This window comes from Paenibacillus mobilis (assembly GCF_058267595.1).
Genome location: NZ_JBZCMS010000006.1, coordinates 312,247 through 334,139, shown reverse-complemented (window position 1 = coordinate 334,139; position 21,893 = coordinate 312,247). Strand labels below are relative to the sequence as shown.

18 protein-coding genes and 2 tRNA genes are annotated in these 21,893 nt (G+C 52.2%); 7 read left to right on the top strand and 13 right to left on the bottom strand.

Annotated elements, in window-relative coordinates; genetic code table 11:
• Nucleotides 1–109 precede the first annotated feature (109 nt).
• Entirely contained in the window at nucleotides 110–2,371 is a 2,262-nt protein-coding gene (locus AC3ZPD_RS13825; RefSeq protein ID WP_490984866.1) for a glycoside hydrolase family 52 protein, read from the top strand.
• Between the two features lie 120 nt (nucleotides 2,372–2,491).
• Here the strand turns inward: AC3ZPD_RS13825 and AC3ZPD_RS13820 are convergent, their stop codons facing one another.
• Nucleotides 2,492–2,890, bottom strand: coding sequence for a VOC family protein (locus tag AC3ZPD_RS13820; RefSeq protein ID WP_490984865.1), 399 nt, complete (start codon nucleotides 2,888–2,890; stop codon nucleotides 2,492–2,494).
• A gap of 349 nt (nucleotides 2,891–3,239) precedes the next feature.
• Here AC3ZPD_RS13820 and AC3ZPD_RS13815 point away from each other — a divergent pair, with 349 nt between their 5' ends.
• On the top strand, nucleotides 3,240–4,514 hold the full coding sequence (locus tag AC3ZPD_RS13815) for an ATP-binding protein (protein WP_490984864.1): 1,275 nt from the start codon (nucleotides 3,240–3,242) through the stop codon (nucleotides 4,512–4,514).
• A 103-nt stretch (nucleotides 4,515–4,617) separates the two neighbouring features.
• On the opposite strand, the gene AC3ZPD_RS13810 is transcribed toward AC3ZPD_RS13815, so the two are convergent.
• Nucleotides 4,618–5,364: a glycoside hydrolase family 73 protein gene (locus AC3ZPD_RS13810; RefSeq protein ID WP_490984863.1), complete on the bottom strand. Its 747-nt coding sequence runs from the start codon at nucleotides 5,362–5,364 to the stop codon at nucleotides 4,618–4,620.
• Nucleotides 5,365–5,507: 143 nt separating this feature from the next.
• Nucleotides 5,508–5,840, bottom strand: coding sequence for a hypothetical protein (locus AC3ZPD_RS13805; RefSeq protein ID WP_490984862.1), 333 nt, complete (start codon nucleotides 5,838–5,840; stop codon nucleotides 5,508–5,510).
• A gap of 261 nt (nucleotides 5,841–6,101) precedes the next feature.
• Between AC3ZPD_RS13805 and AC3ZPD_RS13800 the strand changes: the two genes are divergently transcribed.
• Entirely contained in the window at nucleotides 6,102–6,224 is a 123-nt protein-coding gene (locus AC3ZPD_RS13800; RefSeq protein ID WP_490984861.1) for a hypothetical protein, read from the top strand.
• A 79-nt stretch (nucleotides 6,225–6,303) separates the two neighbouring features.
• Here AC3ZPD_RS13800 and AC3ZPD_RS13795 read toward each other — a convergent pair whose 3' ends face one another.
• Entirely contained in the window at nucleotides 6,304–7,209 is a 906-nt protein-coding gene (locus AC3ZPD_RS13795) for a cation diffusion facilitator family transporter (RefSeq protein WP_490984860.1), read from the bottom strand.
• Nucleotides 7,210–7,954: 745 nt separating this feature from the next.
• On the opposite strand from AC3ZPD_RS13795, the gene AC3ZPD_RS13790 reads away from it, so the two are divergent.
• Nucleotides 7,955–8,158 carry a DUF6199 family natural product biosynthesis protein gene (locus AC3ZPD_RS13790; protein ID WP_490984859.1) on the top strand — a complete coding sequence of 68 codons (204 nt, stop codon included), beginning with the start codon at nucleotides 7,955–7,957 and terminating at the stop codon, nucleotides 8,156–8,158.
• A 222-nt stretch (nucleotides 8,159–8,380) separates the two neighbouring features.
• Here AC3ZPD_RS13790 and AC3ZPD_RS13785 read toward each other — a convergent pair whose 3' ends face one another.
• The 4 genes from AC3ZPD_RS13785 to AC3ZPD_RS13770 all read right to left on the bottom strand — a co-directional run bounded on the left by AC3ZPD_RS13785 (nucleotide 8,381) and on the right by AC3ZPD_RS13770 (nucleotide 13,625).
• A complete protein-coding gene (locus AC3ZPD_RS13785; RefSeq protein ID WP_490984858.1) occupies nucleotides 8,381–9,796 on the bottom strand; it encodes an MDR family MFS transporter in 1,416 nt (471 codons plus the stop codon).
• Nucleotides 9,797–10,127: 331 nt separating this feature from the next.
• Complete coding sequence (locus AC3ZPD_RS13780) at nucleotides 10,128–11,330, bottom strand: multidrug effflux MFS transporter (RefSeq protein WP_490984857.1); 1,203 nt, start codon at nucleotides 11,328–11,330, stop codon at nucleotides 10,128–10,130.
• Between the two features lie 241 nt (nucleotides 11,331–11,571).
• Entirely contained in the window at nucleotides 11,572–12,651 is a 1,080-nt protein-coding gene (gene murG, locus AC3ZPD_RS13775; protein ID WP_490984856.1) for an undecaprenyldiphospho-muramoylpentapeptide beta-N-acetylglucosaminyltransferase, read from the bottom strand.
• The gene (locus AC3ZPD_RS13770) at nucleotides 12,648–13,625 is read right to left on the bottom strand and encodes a polysaccharide biosynthesis protein (RefSeq protein ID WP_490984855.1); all 978 of its coding nucleotides are present in this window, start codon (nucleotides 13,623–13,625) and stop codon (nucleotides 12,648–12,650) included. The genes murG and AC3ZPD_RS13770 overlap by 4 nt, the downstream gene beginning before the upstream one ends.
• 173 nt (nucleotides 13,626–13,798) lie before the next feature.
• Between AC3ZPD_RS13770 and AC3ZPD_RS13765 the strand changes: the two genes are divergently transcribed.
• The 3 genes from AC3ZPD_RS13765 to AC3ZPD_RS13755 all read left to right on the top strand — a co-directional run bounded on the left by AC3ZPD_RS13765 (nucleotide 13,799) and on the right by AC3ZPD_RS13755 (nucleotide 14,183).
• Nucleotides 13,799–13,963: a hypothetical protein gene (locus AC3ZPD_RS13765; protein WP_490984854.1), complete on the top strand. Its 165-nt coding sequence runs from the start codon at nucleotides 13,799–13,801 to the stop codon at nucleotides 13,961–13,963.
• A gap of 61 nt (nucleotides 13,964–14,024) precedes the next feature.
• Nucleotides 14,025–14,098: transfer RNA gene (locus AC3ZPD_RS13760), tRNA-Met, on the top strand.
• Nucleotides 14,099–14,109: 11 nt separating this feature from the next.
• Nucleotides 14,110–14,183: transfer RNA gene (locus AC3ZPD_RS13755), tRNA-Ile, on the top strand.
• Between the two features lie 197 nt (nucleotides 14,184–14,380).
• Here AC3ZPD_RS13755 and AC3ZPD_RS13750 read toward each other — a convergent pair.
• From AC3ZPD_RS13750 to AC3ZPD_RS13730, 5 genes are read right to left on the bottom strand one after another with little or no spacing between them, the layout of a single operon-like run.
• A complete protein-coding gene (locus AC3ZPD_RS13750) occupies nucleotides 14,381–15,928 on the bottom strand; it encodes an extracellular solute-binding protein (RefSeq protein ID WP_490984853.1) in 1,548 nt (515 codons plus the stop codon).
• Nucleotides 15,925–16,818, bottom strand: a complete 894-nt coding sequence (locus tag AC3ZPD_RS13745) for an ABC transporter ATP-binding protein (protein ID WP_490984852.1) — start codon at nucleotides 16,816–16,818, stop codon at nucleotides 15,925–15,927. The genes AC3ZPD_RS13750 and AC3ZPD_RS13745 overlap by 4 nt, the downstream gene beginning before the upstream one ends.
• Nucleotides 16,819–16,821: 3 nt before the next feature.
• The gene (locus AC3ZPD_RS13740) at nucleotides 16,822–19,818 is read right to left on the bottom strand and encodes an ABC transporter permease (RefSeq protein WP_490984851.1); all 2,997 of its coding nucleotides are present in this window, start codon (nucleotides 19,816–19,818) and stop codon (nucleotides 16,822–16,824) included.
• Nucleotides 19,818–20,918 carry an efflux RND transporter periplasmic adaptor subunit gene (locus AC3ZPD_RS13735; protein WP_490984850.1) on the bottom strand — a complete coding sequence of 367 codons (1,101 nt, stop codon included), beginning with the start codon at nucleotides 20,916–20,918 and terminating at the stop codon, nucleotides 19,818–19,820. Before AC3ZPD_RS13735 ends, AC3ZPD_RS13740 begins: the two co-directional genes overlap by 1 nt.
• Nucleotides 20,884–21,606 (bottom strand): ABC transporter ATP-binding protein, encoded by a 723-nt coding sequence (locus AC3ZPD_RS13730; protein WP_490984893.1) that lies wholly within the window; start codon nucleotides 21,604–21,606, stop codon nucleotides 20,884–20,886. The genes AC3ZPD_RS13735 and AC3ZPD_RS13730 overlap by 35 nt, the downstream gene beginning before the upstream one ends.
• Between the last annotated feature and the right edge of the window lie 287 nt (nucleotides 21,607–21,893).

The window sequence follows — 21,893 nt, the reverse complement described above, 5'->3', positions numbered from 1 at the left end:
GTGTGGATTTTGGATAAAACCCTTCCCGTTCTGGATATGGAAAGCGCTTAAATTCCTTGCTAGTATCAACATACCATAGATTCACGCCAATCGAACAGGAGGTAATTTTTTGGATAACAAACTTTTATTTAACGCCCATCACTCCCCTATGGGTGCTTTTTCCAGCTTTACGCTTGGTTTTCCCGGCCGCAGCGGCGGCCTGGATCTCGAATTCGGCCGGCCTCCCGAGCAAAACATTTATATCGGCCTGCAGGACCTTCCGCCTGCGGATGCGGGAGCCGGGGAAACGTTACCGGTTGCAAGCTACCGGACCCTCCCTTTCTACGATGCTTCAGCTGATGAGTCCACCCGATATACCGGCGGAGGCGAAACCGCCTCCGATCCGGACTCCGCAGCCGGAGCGCCGGAAGCCCGCACGGCAGAGTCCTCTGCCGCCCCGCAGCCTGAAGACTCCGCCGCTGCCGCGCTTGTCCGTCATTTCCCATTGGAACAGATCAGCCGCACGTTTAGCGCCGCCACGGATAGCTGGCAGGCCGGCGATTTGACCTTTACGCTTTATTCGCCTTTTGCTTCCGTGCCCGACCCGGAGACGGCCGGCGAAGAAGAGCTTGAATTTGCGCTGCTGCCGGCCGTCTTAGCGGAGATCACAGTGGATAACACTCAAGGTACGACTGCACGGCGCGCCTTCTTCGGTTTCCAGGGCACCGATCCCTATACGGCGATCCGGCGGCTGGAGGATACGACGGATGGGGCTGTTTACGGCGTCGGTCAAGGCCGTCATCTCGCCATAGCCGCAGCCCGTGATCCGCGGATTCGCAGCGCCGGACATTTTACGCTGGAAAACATCCTTCAGCCCGGCTCCGAAGACAATTTGGCTTTTGGTCTGGGACCGGTCGGCGCGCTGCTGATGGATACGCCGGCCGGCGAAAAAGCCACCTACCGTTTTGCTGTCTGCTTCTACCGCGGGGGTTACGTGACGGCCGGAATTGACGCTTCTTATATGTATACCCGGTACTTCCGGAATATTGAGGAGGTTGCCGTTTATGCGCTCGGGCATTTTGATCGCAAGCTGGAGCTCAGCCGCGAAAATGACCGCCGCCTGTCCGAATCGTCGTTGACCGACGCGCAGAAGTTTATGCTGGCTCACGCCATCCGCAGCTACTACGGCAGCACGGAGCTTCTGGAGCAGGAAGGCAAACCGCTCTGGGTTGTAAATGAAGGGGAATACCGGATGATCAATACGTTTGATTTGACGGTGGACCAGCTCTTTTTCGAAATGAAAATGAATCCTTGGACCGTCCGGAACGAGCTGGACTGGTTTGCGGACCGATACCGTTATGAAGACACGGTAAGCTTTCCGGGAGACCCGACCCCTTATCCCGGAGGAGTCAGCTTTACCCATGACATGGGTGTTGCCAATGCCTTCTCCCGGCCGGGTTATTCCTCTTACGAGCAGCATGCCCTGACAGGCTGTTTCTCGCATATGACCCAGGAGCAGCTTGTCAATTGGGTGCTGACCGCCGCCGTTTATTACCGGCAGTCCGGGGACGAAAGCTGGCTCCAGGGTAAGCTCGACCTGCTCGAACAATGCCTCGCCAGCATGGTCAACCGCGACCATCCGGAGGATGGGAAGCGGAGCGGCCTGATGGGGCTCGACAGCTCCCGTACCCAGGGCGGCGCGGAAATCACCACCTACGACAGCCTCGACGTTTCGCTCGGTCAGGCCCGGAACAATATTTATCTGGGCGGCAAAAGCTGGGCCGCTTACGTGGCGCTGGAGTCCATCTTCGAGGAACAGGGGAGAGCGGACGCGTCCCGTTTGGCCGGCCTGCAGGCGGAGCGCTGCGCCTCCACCATCGCGGCGCACATGACCGGCGAAGGATACATTCCCGCCGTCATCCAGGAAGGCAACGATTCCCGGATCATTCCGGCCATCGAAGGGCTTGTCTTCCCGCTTTATACCGGCGACGAAACTGCGCTTGAGCCGAACGGGCGGTTCGGCGGTTATATCCAAGCCTTGAAGCTGCACTTCCAAAACGTGCTGAAACCGGGAATCTGCCTGTTCCCGGACGGCGGCTGGAAGCTGTCCTCTACCAGCGACAACTCCTGGCTCAGCAAAATCTACCTCTCTCAGTTCATCGCCCGCCGCGTATTCGGCCTGCAGCAGGATGAAGCTTTGGACCGTGCGGATGCGGCGCACGTCGCCTGGCTCACCAGCCCTGTCAATGCAATCTGGAGCTGGAGCGATCAGATGGTAGCCGGCGTTGTCCAGGGCAGCCGCTACTATCCTCGCGGAGTTACGGCCGTATTATGGCTCGATGAACAGCGGGAACCGAACAAAGCCGCCCAAGCCGCCGCTTCGATTTCCTGATAAGCGAGGCACAAAAGCCAAACCAAAGCCAATTTGAACGCAGCAAAAAGCCGGGGAACTCCCCGGCTTTTGTATGCTTTTAAATCATTATCCTTGAGACTCTGTTAGCTTTAAGCGCTGCTAGTTCGACTTTGCCAAATTGAGTTCCCAGGTTAAACCGCTGCGGTCCCTGACTACGCCATATTTGGCGCCCCAAAACGTATTTTCCAGCGGCATCTGCACTTCTCCGCCTTCGCTGAGCGCCTGAAACATTCTCGTTAATTCCTCGTCATCGTCCGCATCGATCGAAAGCCAAACGTTGTTTCCCTGCGTAACTGGCCGAAAAACGTCCGCAAAATAAAGCACGCAATGTTCATTGATATGAAGCTCTGCGTGAATGTATTTCCCTTCCTGCCCTTTAAAGCCTTCAATTCCGTCCGACAACTGCGCATTCCGGATCTCCCCGCCAAGGATTTGCCGGTAACCTTCCAAAGCTTCGCGGCAATTTTCAAGAAAGATATGCGACAACAATTTTTTCATAAAACGTCTCCTTTTAGGTCATAGTCGGCTTCTTCCAGGTCCAGATAAACGGTTTTTCGCTTCCAGTCTATCACAGAACCCGAAATGTCGACAGAACCATCCAAAAGTAGACGGCTTCTTTGTCCGCGGCGAGCAAGACCGTTCAACATTTTTATAGTCCGCCTCGCATTTTATCGGCGATTTTTCCGTTTTCCACAACCTTTTGTCAATGCCCTTCTATAAATTTGTCCCCATCGCCATGAAACGACAGCTTTCCAATCCGAAGTCTAGTATTTTTAGAATACTGAAGTTAAATGACTGCTTTTTTAGGTATTTTTTACTATTTCGAATAAGGGGTTTGAACAAAGCAATGTTGCTGGAAAAATTGTTACTAAACGTTCTTATCGTCTTATCTCCGATTCTTGTCTTTACAGCGATTGGCGACCGCATCAAAAAATTTGCTTCTCCCTATTCCATAGGCTCGATGCAGGGCATAGCCTCCTCGCTTTGTCTCATTTTTTCCTACCATGCGCTTGATTTATACTGGGATCTGAGATATGTCCCGCTTGTCATTTCCATCGTTTACGGCGGCCCGATCGCCGGCCTGATCAACTATTTTTTTATTCTGCTCACCCGAACCTACCTGGACGGCAATGCGCTGCTGTTCGGTTATGTCAGCATTACCTTAACCTTTCTCGTCACCTTACTCCTATCCCGCTTCACCAGAAATCGCAGCGGCCGCGAGCGCCTCGGCCGGGTCGTTCTGATTTCCATGGTTCCCTCGCTGGTTATGCTGCTCATTCTCATCAGTTATACGACGCTTAACGTTGTCGAAAGTCCCAAGGATTTTCATCCTGTCATTGCCGCCTTGTTTTTTGGCGTCCTGCAGACGCTTGGAACCTGGCTCCCCTCGATGCTGCTGGAATTCACCAATGAAAGGGCGCAAATGAAAGAGGAAATCCTGCGCGCGGAGAAGCTGAAAACACTGGGCGAGGTCGCCGCTTCCATCGCGCATGAAATCCGGAATCCGCTGACCGTCGTTCAGGGGTTTCTCCAGCTGATGCGGGCCAGCAGCTACGATCACAAAAACCACGATTATCTGCAGATCGCCTTGGACGAGCTCGGCCGGGCGGAGTCGGTCATCAAGGATTATTTAAGCTTCACCAAACCCAAATTAACCAAATTCGAAACGTTTTGCCTCGTGGAGCTGATCCGCAACGTCACGACGCTGCTGACCCCGCTGGCCAGCTACAAGGGGATTGAATTTCGCTGCGGGCTTAAAGGTTCGATGTACATTTATACCGATCGCGGCCAGCTCCAGCAGGCCCTTCTGAATGTGATCAAAAATGCGGTCGAAGCCTCCTCGGAGAATTCCACCGTTCAAATTGAGCTGTCCCTGCGCGGCAACCAGGCCGAGCTTAAAATCATCGACAGCGGGAAAGGAATGACCAAAGAAGAAATCCAGCGGATCGGCACCTTATTTTATACAACCAAGGAAAACGGCACCGGGCTTGGCACCTCTGTGGCCGTTAGAATTATCGAAGCGATGAAAGGCAATATTTTATATGAAAGCGAAAAAGGAAAAGGAACCGTATGCATCATCTCTCTTCCTTTGGAAGCCGAACCGCTGGTAAACATGAGCTGACAAGTCCTTCAAGCCCGAATCCTAAGCAAAATAAAACCAGCTGACGATATATTCGCCTGCTGGTTCTTTCGGTTCGCCAAGCTCTAATCTCGGATATCCGAGTTCAGGAGCCGTTTTCGCCCGTCAGCTTTTTAAAGGCGGAAACGGCTTGCGGATCAAGCAATCCCAAATTTTTTAGCATTTGAAGCGCAATGAAATTTGGGATGTTTTTTCCTTCGGCCGTGCTGATGATTCCAAGTCCGCTTGCGGCCTCTACCGCGGGTTCGGCCCATTTCGGCATCGGCTCCTTCCCCGACATGTTCAGCTTTTTCTCCAACGCCTCCAGCCGTTGACTGAGCTCATCCAGCTTCAGTGTATCGTTATCCGGACTTTCTGCAGAGGGAGCGTCATATTTTTTGAGCTGATTGGCGTTGATAATTTGGATTAGTTTGGATGCATAATTGGGATCGGTTGCATAACCGCTTGCATATAAGGCCTGGCATTGGGCTTCAGGAGTCGCCGCTGCCCTTACCTTGGCGTAACGCGCGTTCGCGAACAACAGATCCTGGTCTTTATAAAAATTATAAATGCTGGGATAGGCGCGCCAGTTCGCGCTGACTTTAACGGCCTCCCCGTTTACGTATTCCCGGGTTGCCGTATTTACGCTGGTTCCGTCCCAATAAGCCGTCGGCTTGCCGGCTCCCACCTTATAACCTCCAAGATTGTTCCAGGCCGGGACAACCCCTCCGGTCTCCAGCCAGCTCTGCGCAAGCCGGACAGAAGGGAAAATCGGACTGCCCTCCGCTCTTACCCGCTCTACAATCGGAACGAGCAGCTCTATAAAGGCATCAAAACGATATGTGGTCGCCAAGTCCTTTCACCCCCTGGAATAGCTTATGAACCTCAAGGAAAAAGGTTTGGATGGGCCTCGAAAGGGCCGGCCGTGAGCCAGTTAGCTTGTTAACGGATTAGTTAACCGATAATGGTTAAGCGATTAGTTCGTTGGTTGGGTGATTAGCTGGAAGCACTGCCGGCTGCTTTCTCCTTGACCGGCCGATGGCGTTCCCTCTCCGTTTTTCCTTTCCCGGCAAACGTATGATTGACAAACTTCTCCGCTCTGTCGGCCAGTTTTGCTTTCTGTTCCTCATATTGCGTTTGCGTAATCGTTCCGTCAGCCAGCTGCTTGTCCAATCCGCTGGTGAACTGCGACGTTACGAGATCGATCACCTTCTGGGCGTCAATGCCCTGCTCCTCTGCGATGGCCGCCAGGGTTTTGCCGTTTTGCTGCGCTGTCTTCAACTCATCGGCACTTAGGCCAAGCAGGCCGGCGATAGCCGATGGGTCCATTTTAAAGAAGCCGGCGTGTGCTCCGCCTTTTCCTTTTGCTTGCTTACATCATCATAATTGCCTTTCCTTAAGGGAAAATGATTCCGGGCTGAAGAATGGCTGAAAGCCGCCTGAACATTCGCCAAATCCTTTTGGACCGCCAAACAATTTACTTTTCATTCTCCAAATTTAGATTTCACGAAACATTTTTTTCCAATAGGCGTATGATTACTAAAGCAAAAGTCTTCAAACGAGAAATTCCGGTAATAAAGGAGGATCGTCATGTTATTACATTCAAAAAAATCCGGTGCCCCTTGGAATAACCTTGCCAAAAAACCGGTTTGGACCGCCTTGGATTGGTTTATCGGCGTTCCGGCGGCGCTGCTTCGGCTGCTTCATTTTTAAGGATCCCCGAAATTCCATGCGCAAAAAAGCCCGGCAGCAGCCGGGCTTTTTGCACAATGATCCTGTTCACGTTCTAGCCTTATTGTTCCGACTCATACCACGGGTTCAAGTGCACCATTACCTCTTTCACTAGCGGATTGGCTTCTCCGATGGACAGCTTGATTTTTTTGGCGATATCATGCCCTTCCTGAATGGTCATCTCCCCCGGAATCCCGACCCGCACATCCACAATGATATAATGGCCGTGTTCTCTGGCCCGGATGCGGTCGATACGTTTGACCTCCGGTACTGCTTCAACAATCCGTAAAATTTGATCCATTTGGGCTTCGTCGATATTTTTCTCCATCAGCACGTCGACCGAAGTCCGGCCCATATGAATGGCCAGCCTCAATACCAGAAAAGCCACCAGAATCCCGGCGATCGGATCGCCGTACTTCAATATCCGGATGTCGTAATGATAGCCGATAAGCGCAAGCCCGATCCCGATAACGGCCGCCAAAGACGCATAAACGTCGGCCAGATGATCGTAAGCGGTGGCGACAAGCCCGCTGCTGTTGCTTTTTCTGCCAATACGCATCGTGTATCCATAAAGCCACAGCTTCCAGACCAGCGAAACAAACGCCGCCGCCAGCACTAATAATCCGGCTTCATGAGGCGGTTCCGTGAGCGCCATGGCCGAATGATAACCCATATAAAGTCCCGCCAGGACGAGCACAATCGCGATAATGCCGGCTCCGATGACCTCGGCTTTCCCGTGGCCGTACGGATGATCCTCATCCGGCGGACGTTTGGAGATGACCATCGAAACCAACGCTGCCGCCGTCGCAAATACGTCTCCCGCGTTGTGTACGCCATCCGCGATCAATACCTGGCTCCCGAACAGCAGGCCGACGGCCAGCTTCATAACCGTCAGGACGATATTGCTCAGCAGGCTGATCCAAATGGCAAAAGAGGATTGTTTTTCCGCTGCGTTTGACGTTTCCAAATTCTTTTTCCTCCAACCTCAAGCTGCGTTACCAGTATATCCAGAAAATGCCGATTCCCTTTCAAAGGTACCGTGTCATTATATTAAACAGGATTTGAGTAAGTCCAGAGAAAAAGTATTGCCCTAAAGAGGGATTATTGGGAGTTTCCAAGAGCGTTTGAAACAGCTAACATTGTTGCTTGCGGGCAAGACGGAACAGGGTTTGTGTTTCACTCCCCGGCTCTGCTAATATTAAACTATCAGTGTCATGCGGAAACAAAGGAGCGTTGGACAATGAAAGGCAACAGGTTTGTGATCGGATTGATTATCGGGATTGTACTGCTGATCGCCGTGTTTTTTACCGGATTTATGCTTTTGTATTTTAACGTTTTTAAAAAGAGCTAAGGGAAAAACGCTGCGTTCGAGCTTTTTTTTATTTCTGCCTTACTCCTCCACCCAAAATCACCTTCAATATTCCCTTTTTATGTCTCCAACCGGCGTGACCCAACATACCTTATCTTAAAGGATGAAATCTTCCGGCCAATCGAATTCGCTTGAATCGGAGATTTCAAGGGAGGAGTTCCATGAAGGCTGTCACCTGGAATCTTGTTGTGCTCGCCCTGCTGCTGTCCTCTTCAGGATTTATAAGAGCCCAGATTAACTCCAGAAAAACCCGGTAACGGATTCATTCGGCATAACTATACATTCCATTTAATGGAAACCTATACTCTTTTTCTGCGTATGATTAAAAAAGGAGTTGAAGGTTATGCTGGTTTTCGGAGGATTGATACTGATTGTTTTGGGGCTTGTGAATATTTTAAATCCGAAATTTGCCTGGTATCTGAAAGAAGGGTGGAAGGTTGACGGGGAGTCGGAGCCGAGCGATGCATACTTGAACCTCACCAAGTTGAGCGGAGGAGTCGGAATTGCTGCAGGCCTCGTCGTGTTATTCGCAGGAATTTTCTCATAGGCATAAGGACATTAAATGATTGCGGCCCCGAGGGCCGAATCTCCGCCGAGTTTTTAAGAATAAACGGCCGCCTTGAAAATCAGGGCGGCCGTTTATTTTTTAGCTTACGAAATTCTAATCCTGATAAAGAGCCCCTCGTTGTCCGAAGTAAACATCTTTGCGGATTCACTGGATCTTTCTTTGGGTTTCATTTCCTCGGTTGGAATCCCCATATGATGGAATTCATAATGCACGCCTTTTTTCATGCTGCACCTCTTTCTTGTTAAACGAAAACCACCAGAACAAAAGCACGATAAAGATGACAATGCCAAGCCCCAGAAACAAACCGTTCGATACCTTCAAGTTGGCTTCTTCCAACGAAAGATGCCGCGAAACGGAGCCGTTTCTCCAAAGGACAAAGGTCAATAAACAAAACACGATCGCCAGGGAGGAAGTGACCTGCTCAATCAGGTCGTTCAGGATCGAACCTTCTACAAGCCGGTTCTCCGGCAGCGCGCCCATGCCGGCGGTAGTCGCCGGAATGCTTGAAAGCCCGAATCCCGCTCCCCGAATAGCCATTAGCAAGGTCACATACCAAAATGGAGTATGGGGCGTCAGGAACCCGAGCAGCAGCGTAGTCACCCCCGTTATTCCCATACCCCAGGCGACTACATTTCGGGCCCCGTTCCGGTCCAGAATTCTCCCGCCTACCATCATAAAAATTCCGGTCATTAAGGCATCAGGGATAAATAATAGGCCGGTAGCCGTAGCACTGTAATGATAAACATCCTGGATCATGATCGGAATCAGGAAAAAAGACAGATAGTAACCTACGGCAATCAAGGTAGTTACCAGGGTGCCGATCCTGAACTGACGGATCTTTAATAACGACAAATTCAACAAGGAGTTCGGATTGCTGCGGCTGCGGACGATAAACAAAAGCAAACCGGCCAGCCCTGCGCCAAGCAGCAGCCAATTCAGCGGATTTACGGCTTGTTCAACCGTGTTCATAGCATTAAAGGCATATAAAGACAAGCCAATTCCAGCAGCTATATATAAATATCCTAACGCATCAAAAGGGGCTACCCCCTCACCCTTGGAAGGCTTTAGAAACAGGACGCCCGTAATGAATCCCAGAACCCCCGTAGGAAGGTTGATCAAAAAGAGCAAGCCGGGTTCCCCGTGATCGATAATAAATCCCCCCAAGGTTGGACCAATCGTAGGGGCAAGCATGCTGACTACTCCCCAGATCCCGGTGGCCATCCCTCTCTCCTCGGCCGGAACGGCTTCAAAGATCAGCGTAATCGACAATGGCGTCAGAAGTCCGGCACCCAGTCCTTGGATCGCTCTGCATAAAATAAGCGTAGGCAGATTCCACGCTGCCGCCGCTGCGGCAGAACCTATTAAAAACAAAACCAATCCGGTCAAATATACATTCCTCGAACCGAACCGGCCGCTCAAGAAACCCGTCAACGGGAGTGTAAGTCCCATCACCAATACATATATGTTTATAATCCAGCCGACACTTAATTCGTTAGCCCCAAATCGTTCAGTGAACATCGGAATAGCCGGATTAAGCAGGCTGGTATTCAGAATAACCGTAAACGTCCCCAGCAGTACGGCCATAATAACCGGCCATTTCCGCGTTTTTTTCTTCATGTTTTTCTCCTCCAGGCGGTAGCCCTAAGGGAAAAAGCGAATTTACACAAAAGCGTTTAAATCATAGCTAGATTTCATGCACGATTCTGCCATTCGCCAGAGGGCCCCTAATTTGTGGGTTGGGTTATCTCCGACGTCAAGATGATGAGCTGGTTCATAGACCGGGTCACTTCCTTTCTTTGAAAAATCATATAAAGCTTTGTTACAAATGTCCAGAGAAAAAACGGCTATACCCGTCCTTTTCTGCCAAACAGAGCGGCTATTTCTGAAAAGGACAAAGGGAAGCCCCGCACCTCGCGGTTAGGGTCGCCTTTGCAAATTGACAATCGAATTACAGGCGTTTTGAATGAGGGTTTAACTTATAAACCATAATTAAGCCAACCAAGGTCATCAAAGCGGCCAGGACCAGAAAATAAACCGGCATGGCCGTTAAAGACCCGTTGTGAACATAACTCATCCCGGAGGCAATCAAACTGACTACGATATAATAACCTAAACCAAAAACGGCTCCCGCCGTTCCCAGCACATCCGCATAAGCCACCAGAGCTTGGCTCAGGCAGTTCGGGATCATGATGCCAATTCCCAGCAGCAAGATAAACAGAGAAGCGATCAAGCTGATCAGCGAAGCCAGGGAAACGTCCGCTGCGTTTAATGAACTTATCAAAAGCAGCAGTGCGCCAGCCAAAGTTAAAACGGCTCCGCCAAAAATCAATTTTTCGGCCGATTGCCGCCTTGCCAGCTTCCTTGAGATCACAGCACCCAAGAGAGAGGCAAATGCCACAAAAATCCCTAAAAAACCAAACCTTCCAGGTGTCATATGGTAAAGCTTGATGAAGATGAAAGGAGCTTCGGCATAATAGCTGAACAAAATTCCGTTTGTCGCTCCGATCATAAAGCCAAAGGCCCAAATCTTGGGATCGGCGACCAAACGTTTAACAATAGACCACAGGCCGGCTTTGTTCAAACCTGCCGGTTTGGTCTCCGGCAAGGTCTTAAAGGCGTACCCGAAGATGAATAAACTCATGGCGATCAGAAAAACAAATACGGCTTTAAATCCGAGGATTTGATCCAGCCAGCCGCCGATCAGCGGTCCTGCTGCGGGCGTAATAGCCAGCACCGCCGAAATATGAGCGAAGGCCGATTGCCGTTTGCTTCCGTCCATGCTTTCCCTGATGATGGTCTGCGTAACGACGGAACCGGTGCTGGCTCCAAATGCCTGTACAAAACGGCTGACCAGCAGCCATGAGGCCGAGCCGGAAAGATAACCACCCAAACAGCCCAAAGCATAAACGGCAATGCCCAGCAGCATCGCTTGCCGGCGCCCGATAGAATCAGACAATCGTCCCCAAGCCAATACCCCTAGCGCAAATCCAAGAAAATAAATGCCCAAGGTGAGCTGGACAACATTGTCGCTTGCTTTCAAACTGGAGGCTATGTCGGGCAAAATCGGCGAATAAACCGTTTCGCTGATTTGAGGAAAACCTATCAATAGGGTCAATAACAACAGTGATGGAGTTGAGATTTTTTTATTCAATTTTCAGTCCCCCTAACTTACTTAAATCTCAATCGTTAAGGGGAGTCATCGGGGTACCGGGGGACATTTGTTAATTCTAACTACGTAACTAATCAAGACCATTTACTCCTTATTAAGGTTTCTATAATGAAAGGGGGAGGTGTTATCCGTTTGTTTCTTCCTGCTTCACAAGGTTGTTTCTTTGGCTAAATCCAGTCTATCTTAAAATGATTATGCTGTATATCCCGCGGCAAGGGTTAATCTATGAACTCACCGCCTTTCTGATAAGCTCCAAAACTTGTTCGGCCGCGTGTCCGGTATCGTTTGCCCGCATATTGTCCTCATAGAAACTACGGTTGTTATAGACCTTTTCAACGGATCTCAAAAAGACGGGTACGTTCATTTTCTCTTCCTGAAGCAGTTCGGCATATCCTTTGTCTAAAAAATGCCGGGCGTTGCGGATTTGCCCCATACGCGAACCGCCGCTGGAGTGGGGAATCAGCAGCATCGGCTTGTGCAGGGACAAACATTCATGAATGGCGCTGGAACCTGCCCGCGAAACAATAACATCCGCCATTGCCATGATATCGGCCAATTCCTGCTGAACAAACTCAAACTGCTTATAACCTTCGTAATAGCTGTAGGACAAGTCCACCTTTCCTTTGCCGCAAATGTGAACCACCTGAAACCGTTCAAGCAGCCCCGGAAGCGCGGCTCTTGTCAGCCGGTTGATCCGCTCTGCCCCCTGGCTGCCCCCCATCACCAGGAGCACGGGTTTTTCAGCGGTAAAGCCGCACAAATCAAGTCCGCCTTCCCGGCTGCCCTTTTTCAGATCCTCCCTGACAATCGGTCCGATAAATTTCATTTTGCCTGCGGCACGTTTGTTTTCTATCCTCGTTTCCTCAAAGGTGGTACAAAATGTTTGGGCATATCTGACGGAGATTCGGTTCGCCAAACCCGGATGCAGATCAGGCTCAAGAATCAGCACGGGGATCTTCCTCCAGCCGGCCCCAATCACGACCGGTACGGATACAAAACCCCCAAGCGAAAAAACAACCCCCGGCTTGATCCGAAACATCAGTCCGTAAGCCTGAAGAATACCTAAAATCAACCTGAACATGTCGGTCAGATTCCTCCAGGACCAATATCTGCGCAGCTTGCCTGTGGCGACGGCATGATAGCGGACTTGTTCCAGTTCGCCGACAAGCCTGCGTTCTATACCGTTTTTTGAACCGATATAATGAATCTCCCAGCCCTCCCGCAGCAGTTTCGATATCAGCACCAGATTGGCGGTAACATGACCGGCAGAGCCGCCCCCCGTAAAAATAATGACCTGCTTCATTCCAGAAAACCGCCTTCCCTCAGCATCGTTTCTATTTCAGCTTTCGAAATCGTGAACGACTCTGAAGAATAAGCCTGTGCGCTGCTTCCGTCGGCTGTCAGCTTGCCCTTCGCATAATCGCTATTTGTAACCCTCTGTTTGATAACAAAAAAATCTCCCCGGTCGATTACATACCCGCGGTCCATGTCGGAGATTAACGCTTCGTGAAGCCGTTCGCCGGGCCGAATGCCGATATAATGGACGCCGGCAGCCGGATTCCCGGCATGCTCCAAGAGGACTTCAGCCAGGTCGGTGATTTGGCACGCCGGCGATTTCGTGACAAAAATTTCGCCGCCCACCATTTGCTCTGCGGCCGTCAGCAAAATGTTCACGGCTTTGCTTACGGTAAGGAAATAGCGGGTCATTCGCGCATCGGTAATACTTAGCGGCAGACCTTCTTTAAGCTGCTGCCGGAATAACGGAATAACGCTGCCTTCCGATCCCAGGATGTTGCCGCTTCTGAGGCAGGCAAACCGGGTGGCCGTATACTCGTTAGCGTGCAAAATCAGCTTTTCTCCAATCGCTTTGGTCATCCCATATGTATTGGAGGGATTGGCGGCTTTGTCTGTCGAGAGGTAAATCACTTTTTGCACGCCTTGCCCGGCGGCAGCTTCAATGACATTTTGTGTTCCGTAAATATTCGTTTTAAGCGCGCAATCAGGCTGTTCTTCACAAACCGGCACGTGTTTAAGCGCGGCTAGATGAAACAGATAATCGACATCCTTGCAGGCCGTTTCAAGCTCCCATTTGTCCCTGATGTCTCCCAGGATAAAGGTTAATCTGGGATCATGAATCGTCTGCTTCATATGGGCCTGAAGGGATTCGTTCCGGGAAAAGATGCGGATTTCTTTAGGCGACAGCTTCAGCAGCTGCCTGACCAATTCCTTTCCCCATGAGCCTGTCCCGCCTGTAATTAAAATGGTTTTATTATTCATTTTTCTCATCTCCATTCACTTAGTAACTGCTGTCTCTGTTAAGAGCTTAGAACATGTCTGTTACACCACTGTGACTTTCATGGAGGGGTTATTTTGCGAAAAATGGGGAATCTTAGGGAAGGAATGAGAAATTACATAGATAGCAAGGCATCTCATGAAAGGCGGCTATAAAGATGAACTGGGTTTATTTCGGCAGATTATATAATTCGAAATTTCAGGCAGGCTGTTTGGCTCGAAGATTGGAGCACGACGGATGGGTGTACGGTTTCCGGGAAATGCGCGAAATCGAAGTGTTCCGGTCCAAAAAAGGTCGTTATGGCGTACGTTTCCTTCCCTGAATTTGAGGCTTGACGCAGCGGCAAAAAATCAGGTATATTATTTAATGTCGCTATTTACTGACGCGGGGTGGAGCAGCCCGGTAGCTCGTCGGGCTCATAACCCGAAGGCCGCAGGTTCAAATCCTGCCCCCGCAATACTTACATAAGGGCCCTTAGCTCAGTTGGTTAGAGCGGTCGGCTCATAACCGATTGGTCACAGGTTCGAGTCCTGTAGGGCCCATAGCGACCAGCCTCCTTAGTTTGCAGGGAGGTTTTTTTGTTGTTTTATTTGTCCTTTCAAATCATCTTCCCCGAAAAAATAACAGCCGCCAGAATGGATCTGGCGGCTGTTTACTTAAGTTCAGTTTGCGAGCTAAACGGCTTCAGGCTTCAGAAAAAGAAACGGGACCGGTTAAAATCATCCCCTTCACGCCGAAATCATCCCTTAACGCCGCTTGCCGCTCCTGCGTTATCCTGCGGTACAAAAGGAGTTCCGTCCTCCTGGAACATCGTTTTCGGGTTGTTTTTGATCGCCTGCAGCATCGTATTGCCCTTCTGCTGCCATTCCTTCAAAGCTTCAGCCGGCGTTTTTTTGTTATCCAGCACCTCTTTGAAATATTTCTGCCCGATTGAAGTGACCGAGGAAATGCCCGGCTTCTCCGTATATAACTTCTCATCCGAATTGGTGGTCGGCGGTACCGGCTTCAGCGCATAGAAGGCCTGCACATTATAATCTTTGCCATCTTTAGGTTTGATGTAAGATTTGCGCGACACCATCTCGTAAGAGCTGCGGGACCTGATTTTGGCCCATTCCTCGCCATTTTGGAATTTCACGAAATCCCAGGCCGTATCCGCGTTCGGCGCGTTGCTGTTGATCGCAAAAGCATTGCTCAGATAAGCGTTGCCCCCGACGCCCGGCTTCTCCGGATGAGTAGGCATCGTAACTACATCCCAATCCACGGCTTTAAAATTTTTAATCTTCGATGCATTGTCGTTCGCATCCATCACGTCATTTACATAACTGTTATACCCGATAACCATGGCTACCTTCCCGGAGAGAAACAAATCCTGACTCACTCCGCCGGAGTTGACGATGACGCCCCCCTGGCCCTGGTTGTTCATCATCTGAGTCCCATCCGGCACCACTTTATCGATATAAAGTTTGCTCATCGTGCTCCAAATTTTCTCCCATTGCGGCGTATCCACGGTCATCGTTTCTGCCTTGTCGTCAAAATAACGGAGCTGCAGCGCGCTGGAATAGTTTTGGATATCCCAATAGGGATCGGAGCCCATATAAGTATTAAAAGCCAGTCCGTAAACGCGGTCTTTCCCTTCCCCTTTGCTGACGCGGCGGGCAAGATCAAACACTTCATCCCAGGTCATTCCGTCATGAGGGGGCTCCACGCCCGCATCCTTGAACAAATTTTTATTGTAAAACAAAGCGGAAGAGCTGAAGGTCGGTGCCAAGGCATATAAATTGCCTTCTCCGATATCTTTAAGGCCGTCGATGACGGTAGGCACAAAATCCGATGTATCGAATTTATCTTCCTGAATCAGCGGATCCAGCTGTTTGACCATATTTTCCTGAATCAGCTTCTGAAGCGTGCTCGTATCCGCGATAATAACGTCGACGGGATTGCTGCCCGTCATGATTTTTTTCACGCTTTCCATGACATCCGGCTGCTGAATCTGCTCCGACCCGTCGCTGTACCGGTAAATGCTCTGGTCGATGGCCGGCACGATTTCAATATCGACGTTCGGATGCGTCAGCTCATACGCATCGGTAAACTGCTGGCGGGTATAAGAGTCGTCATAGCCGCCGTACAGCAATCCTACCCGCAGCACTTTCTGCTCATTATCCGAAGCTTTGGAGCCGCTGCAGCCCGACAATACCGAAAAAGTGAGTGCCAGTGCCAAACCTGCTCCCGCCAATCTCCTGACCAGCTTCGGATGAAAACCTCGTTTGCTTTGAACCTGCATTTTCATTTCGAATCCCCCTCCAATGATTTTGGTGCGGTAATGATAATTTTTTCCCCGTCAAACTCCATCGTTGCACGTCCGCCGATGCCTACCGATTCCAGGTATTCTTTGGGGACCTGAAGCCTCCCGGCACGGTCGACGACCACAAAAGCCTCATGGACATCTTGCAGGCCTCCCGCCTGCGGGGCGAAACCAGCGATGCTGCCGTCCAGACCCGGATTCCTCTTCAGGAACTCCGTACTGGTCAAACCGTCCCGAATGGCAACCACCCGGTCGACTTTGCCGGCCAACGCCAGATCATGCGTAACGATAACGATTGTAATGCCCAGCTCCCGGTTCACCTTGCGAAAAATATTCATGATCTGGTCGGAAGTAGCCGTATCGACCGATCCCGTCGGTTCGTCCGCCAGCAAAATGGCCGGACGGTTGGCCAGCGCAATCGCGATCGCCACCCGCTGCTGCTCGCCCCCGGACAGCTGGGTCAGCCTGCTGCGCATCCGGTCCTTGAGACCGACCCATTCCAGCAGCTGCCTGGCGTAAGCGCGGTCGACTTTGCCGCCCAAAGTCATGGGCAGTTCTACATTTTCCAGTGCCGTTAAATAGGGCAGGAGGTTCCGGGCGTTGTTCTGCCAGACGAACCCCACCGTCTTGCGTTTATAGTCCACCAGCTGTTCGTCTTTGATCTTCAGCAAATCCCAGCCGCCGACGCTGATCTGTCCGGCCGAAGGGCGGTCCAGTCCGCCCAATATATTAAGCAGGGTGGATTTGCCGCTCCCGCTGTTGCCGATGATGGCCATCATTTCCCCTTGCTCGACCGTCAGGTTCAGCCCCTGCAGCGCTACAACCTCAATGTCTTCGGATTTGAAAATTTTTACGAGTCCTTCGCAATGGATCATCTATTACCGCTCCTCTCCCAATTTAACGGCCTGATGAACCTTGAGCCGCCGGATTTGCCACATCAGCAGCCCGGCTCCGAGAAGCAGCATAACCAGGACCACCCCGTAGAGCTGAAGCGTATCGCTGGAGTTGAACACGATCCGGAACGGCGGCACCTGGGAGGTCACATTGTCCGCTGTCTGCAGGAAGGGGAGATACAGCTTGCCGGCTAATTTGCCGATGCCGATCCCGAGCAGGATGGACAACCCGGCGGTCAGAATTTGCTCTGCCAGCAGCATCAGCGTCAGCTGACGCCGTGATAATCCCATCGCCCGCAAAATGCCGAACTGAACCACCCGGCTGGACAGGTTAAAAATCCAATAAAGCACGTATCCGATCAGCGAGACGATAACCGAAAGCAGAAATCCCAGACTAAGGATGCCGAACACCCCGCCCCGGGTCGGCAGCTTGCTTTGAACGGCCAGCTCGCTGCGCACGTCTTTGACGGAAGACAATTCGATGCCTTCGTCAGCCAAAGCCGTGATCAACGGTGCGACCTTGGCTTCCGGTTTCATTTTCAGCCAAACTTCGTATGGAATCATTGGAGCCTGATCGTATATGTAATCCAGATTGGCGATGACAAACGGCGTTTGGTCCGGATATTCCGTCGGCCAATAAGGGATGATGCCGTAAACCGTAAAATCCACCAGCTGATCCTGCAAGGAAACGGAGACGATATCCCCCGTCTTTAATTGATATTTCTCAGCCAGGCTCGACGGAATCAGCGCCGCGCTTTCATTCATGCCTAGAAAATTCAAATAGTTGAACGGATGAACCGGGAACAAATCGTTCCGGAACCAGGCGACTTTGGAAAAATCGACGTTATCGATTCCCATCACGCTGCCCTGGCCCGCAGATTTGCCCGAAACGACCAGGTTTCCCTGGGTCCGCAGCACACGGGCTGCGGCCTCTACGCCTTCAAGGTGGCGGAACACCTCAAAAGGAGGTTCGGTATACACCACCTTGGTAGGCGCCGAAGGCGGACCCCCCGGTCCTCCCGCTCCCCCGGGACCGCCGGCTCCCGGCATGCCGCCTCCCCCGGGGTTTCCCGCCCCGTTCGGAGCGCCGCCGGCACCGTTGCCGCCGCCCCCGGCCCCTCCCGCATTTCCGCCGGCTACCTCTGGAGTGCCTTCCCATACGGTCTGCATCACCACATCCGATCCGTATTGGTAAAGCGTACGCTCCGTAGAGTTCAGATCGATCGTACGCGCGGCCGAAGCGTTATAAATGCCCAGCCCCAGCGTCAGCACCAATAAAATCATCAGCGGATAATACGACGCCGCGGAGCGAGACAGCTGGGTCAAGCTGAGATAATACGGGACCGGCAGCCAACGTTTCCCGATCCAGCCGAGCAGCCGGAGCAGCCACGGGAACAAGCGGAGAAAAAATAACCCTCCCGCAAAAATCGCCAAAGCCGGCACAAAAAACAGGAAAGGCTGAACCTGCAGCTCATCCGTCGTCATTCCCGTCTGGAACGTCAGCATCTGCCGGTCGTAAAACAGGTAATAACCGTATCCGGCCAAACCCAGCAGCAGCACATCGACAAACCACCGCTGCCAGCCCGGTGCCCGGTCTTTGCGGGCCTGTCTCCGCTTCGTATTGACGATAGAAGAACGGGCATAAGCGATGGCCGGGATCAGCGTGGATAAAACCGCGATCAACACCGCTGCCCCGCCAAGGGCAAACGCGTCCTGGTTGAAGCCGACCGGCAGCGATTTGCGGTCCACGAACGTCAGGAAGCCGTCTGCGGAACCGATCGATTTCGCCATAAACCAGCCTAAAAATGGTCCTGCAATCATGGCGGCAACCCCAAGCACAAGACTTTCCAGCAAATAAATAAAAACAATCTGCCTAGTCGAGGCGCCGCGGCTGCGAAGCACGGCGATGTCGCTTTGCTGTTTATCCAGCGCCTGGCGGGAGTTCATCACGATATAATAGAAAACCATGGCAATCATCGGTGCCGCCAGCGTGAATAACAGGGTTTGCAGCTGCAGGCTTTGTTTGCGGAACTCGTTCAGCAGATCGCCGAAGGAAATATCGACCTTCGTATCCTTCAGCTTCTGGTACAGCTCGATATCCAGACGCTCCAAGGTGCTCGAAAGCGCCGGCAGCTGGCCGGTTTTGATCTCCCGCAGGTCAAAAGCGTAATACCACTGCGCGCCGTGCAGCGGAACCTGCTTGGCCAGCAAATCCTGATCAAAGGATTTTTCGCTGATGTAAAAGCTGTTCATCATCCCCTCAAGACCCTGGACCCAATAGGGATCGCTTTCGTTCAATGGTTTGATCATGCCCACGATTTTGATCCTGAGCTTCAGATCCAGGCCGCTGTAAACCGGATATTCCATGATGTCTCCCACGTGGAGGTCATTGCGGTACATGCCGTCTTCCAGCATTACCGCCTCAATAACACCGCCTGAATCACCGGTTTGACCAGTCGGGGCAGCCGCAGCAGCCGTTTCTCTTCCAGCAGCGTCATTCTCTCCGCTGGTCCCGGCGTCTTCGGCCTCATACATTTTGCCGTTTGTCACCTCGACATGATCCATAAGCCCGGACATCGTCATCACCGACATGGTGCGCGTGCGGCTGGCATCCACCTTGGTCGGGTCCTCCGGCGAAACGTCGGTGCTGCGGATCGAGCGGGTGCTTACGTACACCTGATGGGGGAATCCGATTTCCTTCGGCACTTCCTCCCGGATATAATCATCCACCGCTTTAAATCCGGCCGGATCCGTTTTCGTGCCGCCTGCCGCCTGATAGCTCATCAGCAGCGAGCCCGCCGGCAGTCCCTCGCTTTGCTCTTCCAGCGATTTGGCGACCACCCGCTTCAACGCTCCATCCGCGTACATCGGAATGCTCACGGTAAAAGAAACGGCCACGATCAGTCCCAGCAGCGTGCTGAGCGTCATCCATTTGGTGTTCCACATTTTGCGGAGTAAAAATTTGATCAGCGGCATTCCCATCAGCGGCCCACTACTTTCTGACCGGGCTCAAGCCCCTTTAGGATTTCAATGTCCGTGGAGGTCTGCTGGCCGGTTTCCACATCGACTTCGCGTTTGCTGCCGTCGTCCTCCACGACCTGGACATAAGTCCGCGAGCCGATGGAGCGCAACGCCGAGATCGGAATCAGGACTGCGTTCTCTTTGCGCTGGGTGACGATTTTGACGCTCAGCGGCGTTCCCCGGTTGAGTCCTGCGGGCATTTTATCCAGCTGCACGATCAGATACTTGTCCAAGGAATCCTTGGCCGGAGGATTACCGGCTCCGCCATTCCCTCCTGCACCGCCGTTGTCCTCGCTTTCCAGAACGGGCATCACTTTGACCTTGCCTTCGAACACCCCAGCGGCATTTATATCCACCGAAGCTTTCATGCCGACGGCTACCTTCTCCAAATCCTCTTTCGCAAAAGAGGCCGCAACGACCAGATTCGAAGTATCCGCGACCACCGCAACCGGCTTATAGGCTTCAACCGCATCCCCTTTGGCTGCGCTGACGGACAGCACGGTCCCCGAAAAAGGGGCCGTCAGCACCCCTTTCGCGATTTCCGTCTCCAGGTCGCTGAGCTCCGTCCTGGCTTCTTCAAATACAATAGACGCTTCCTCAAATTCGATCGGGTCCATTTCGTCCTTTTTCCGCAGCGTCTCTTTCATGGCGACTTCCTGTTTGCGGAATTCAAGGCGTTTCTGACGGAGCTGCTTCTGCAGGTCCTCGACATCCAGGGCGGCAATCACCGCCCCGGCGGCGACCTTATCCCCCGCTTTGACGTTGATCTCTTTTATATGTAAGCCGTCAGACGTAAAATAGACCGGTTCCTCGCGCTGGCTTTTTAAGCTGCCCACGGCACTGACCGAGGTTTCCAGCGTTTCACTTCTCACCGTATACTCGGGTTTCTTGGAAATCGTGGGCGGCGTGATGACCGGCAGCGCCTCTTCTTCTTCTTCCTTGGGAAGCAAGCTGCAGCCCGCAGTGGCGGAAACCACCAAAGCTAACACGATCAGCACTGCCATCCGCCGTCCAAACCTTCCCCTCCTAGATGAATCTTCCGTCCACCATCTCGTAAACATGGTCTGCTACCTCCAAAATCGTAGGATCGTGTGTGGTCATGCAGATCGTCATCCCTTCGGATTCGATAATGCTGCGAAAAACAGCCATGACCTGTGCTCCCATTTGTGAATCCAGATTTGCCGTCGGTTCATCTGCAAGCAGCAGGTGGGGCCGGTGTGCAATCGCTTTCGCAATCGCCACCCGCTGCTGCTCGCCCCCGGACAATTCACCGGGCCTGTGGTTCATCCGTTTGCCCAGACCGACCAGTTCCAGGCAGTAGGCTACCCTGTTTTTCCATTCCGAGGCGGGCACTCCCGCCATCCGCAGGGAAAGCTCGACGTTCTCCCGCGCCGACAGCAGCGGAAGCAGCGCATAAGCCTGAAAAACAAAACCGATCTGTTTCCGCCGCAGCTGGGTGCGTTTGGCGTCTCCCCAGGCGTGCAAGGGCTGGTTCCGGAACCAGATCTCGCCTTCCGTCGGTTGATCCAGACCGCCCAGCATGTTCAGCAGGGTTGTTTTCCCCGAGCCGGAACGGCCCTTCAGCATAACCAGCTGCCGCTCCGAAACTTCCATATCGATGCCTTTCAACACCTGGAGCGCTTTGCCCCCGACCGGAAAAGAACGCTGCACGTTGCGGACCGTTAAAACCACGCCCCCGGCTTTGTCCACCTCATGATCGGGTTTCACCTCTTGATGGGTTCCTGTCATGCCTGATTCCTCTTTCCCTTGTTCCGTTTCTTGTTCTGTTCCCCCCCGTTCGTCCGTTAGCTGCCGCAACGTCGTTTTCCCCTCTAGTTCCTGTTCTTGCCCATTTCCCAACCCAGCATCAGCAGCCGACTCAGTCGGATCTGCCGTTTGGGCAGTGCCGGCAGGCTGCTTCCGAAACAATCGCCTCATGTACGCACTCCTTGTCTGGCTATGTATTTCTGGTGAACCGGATGTCTGCATTATAAACGAAACCAGTTACCAAAAAGTTACAAATCTTTTCCCACTTC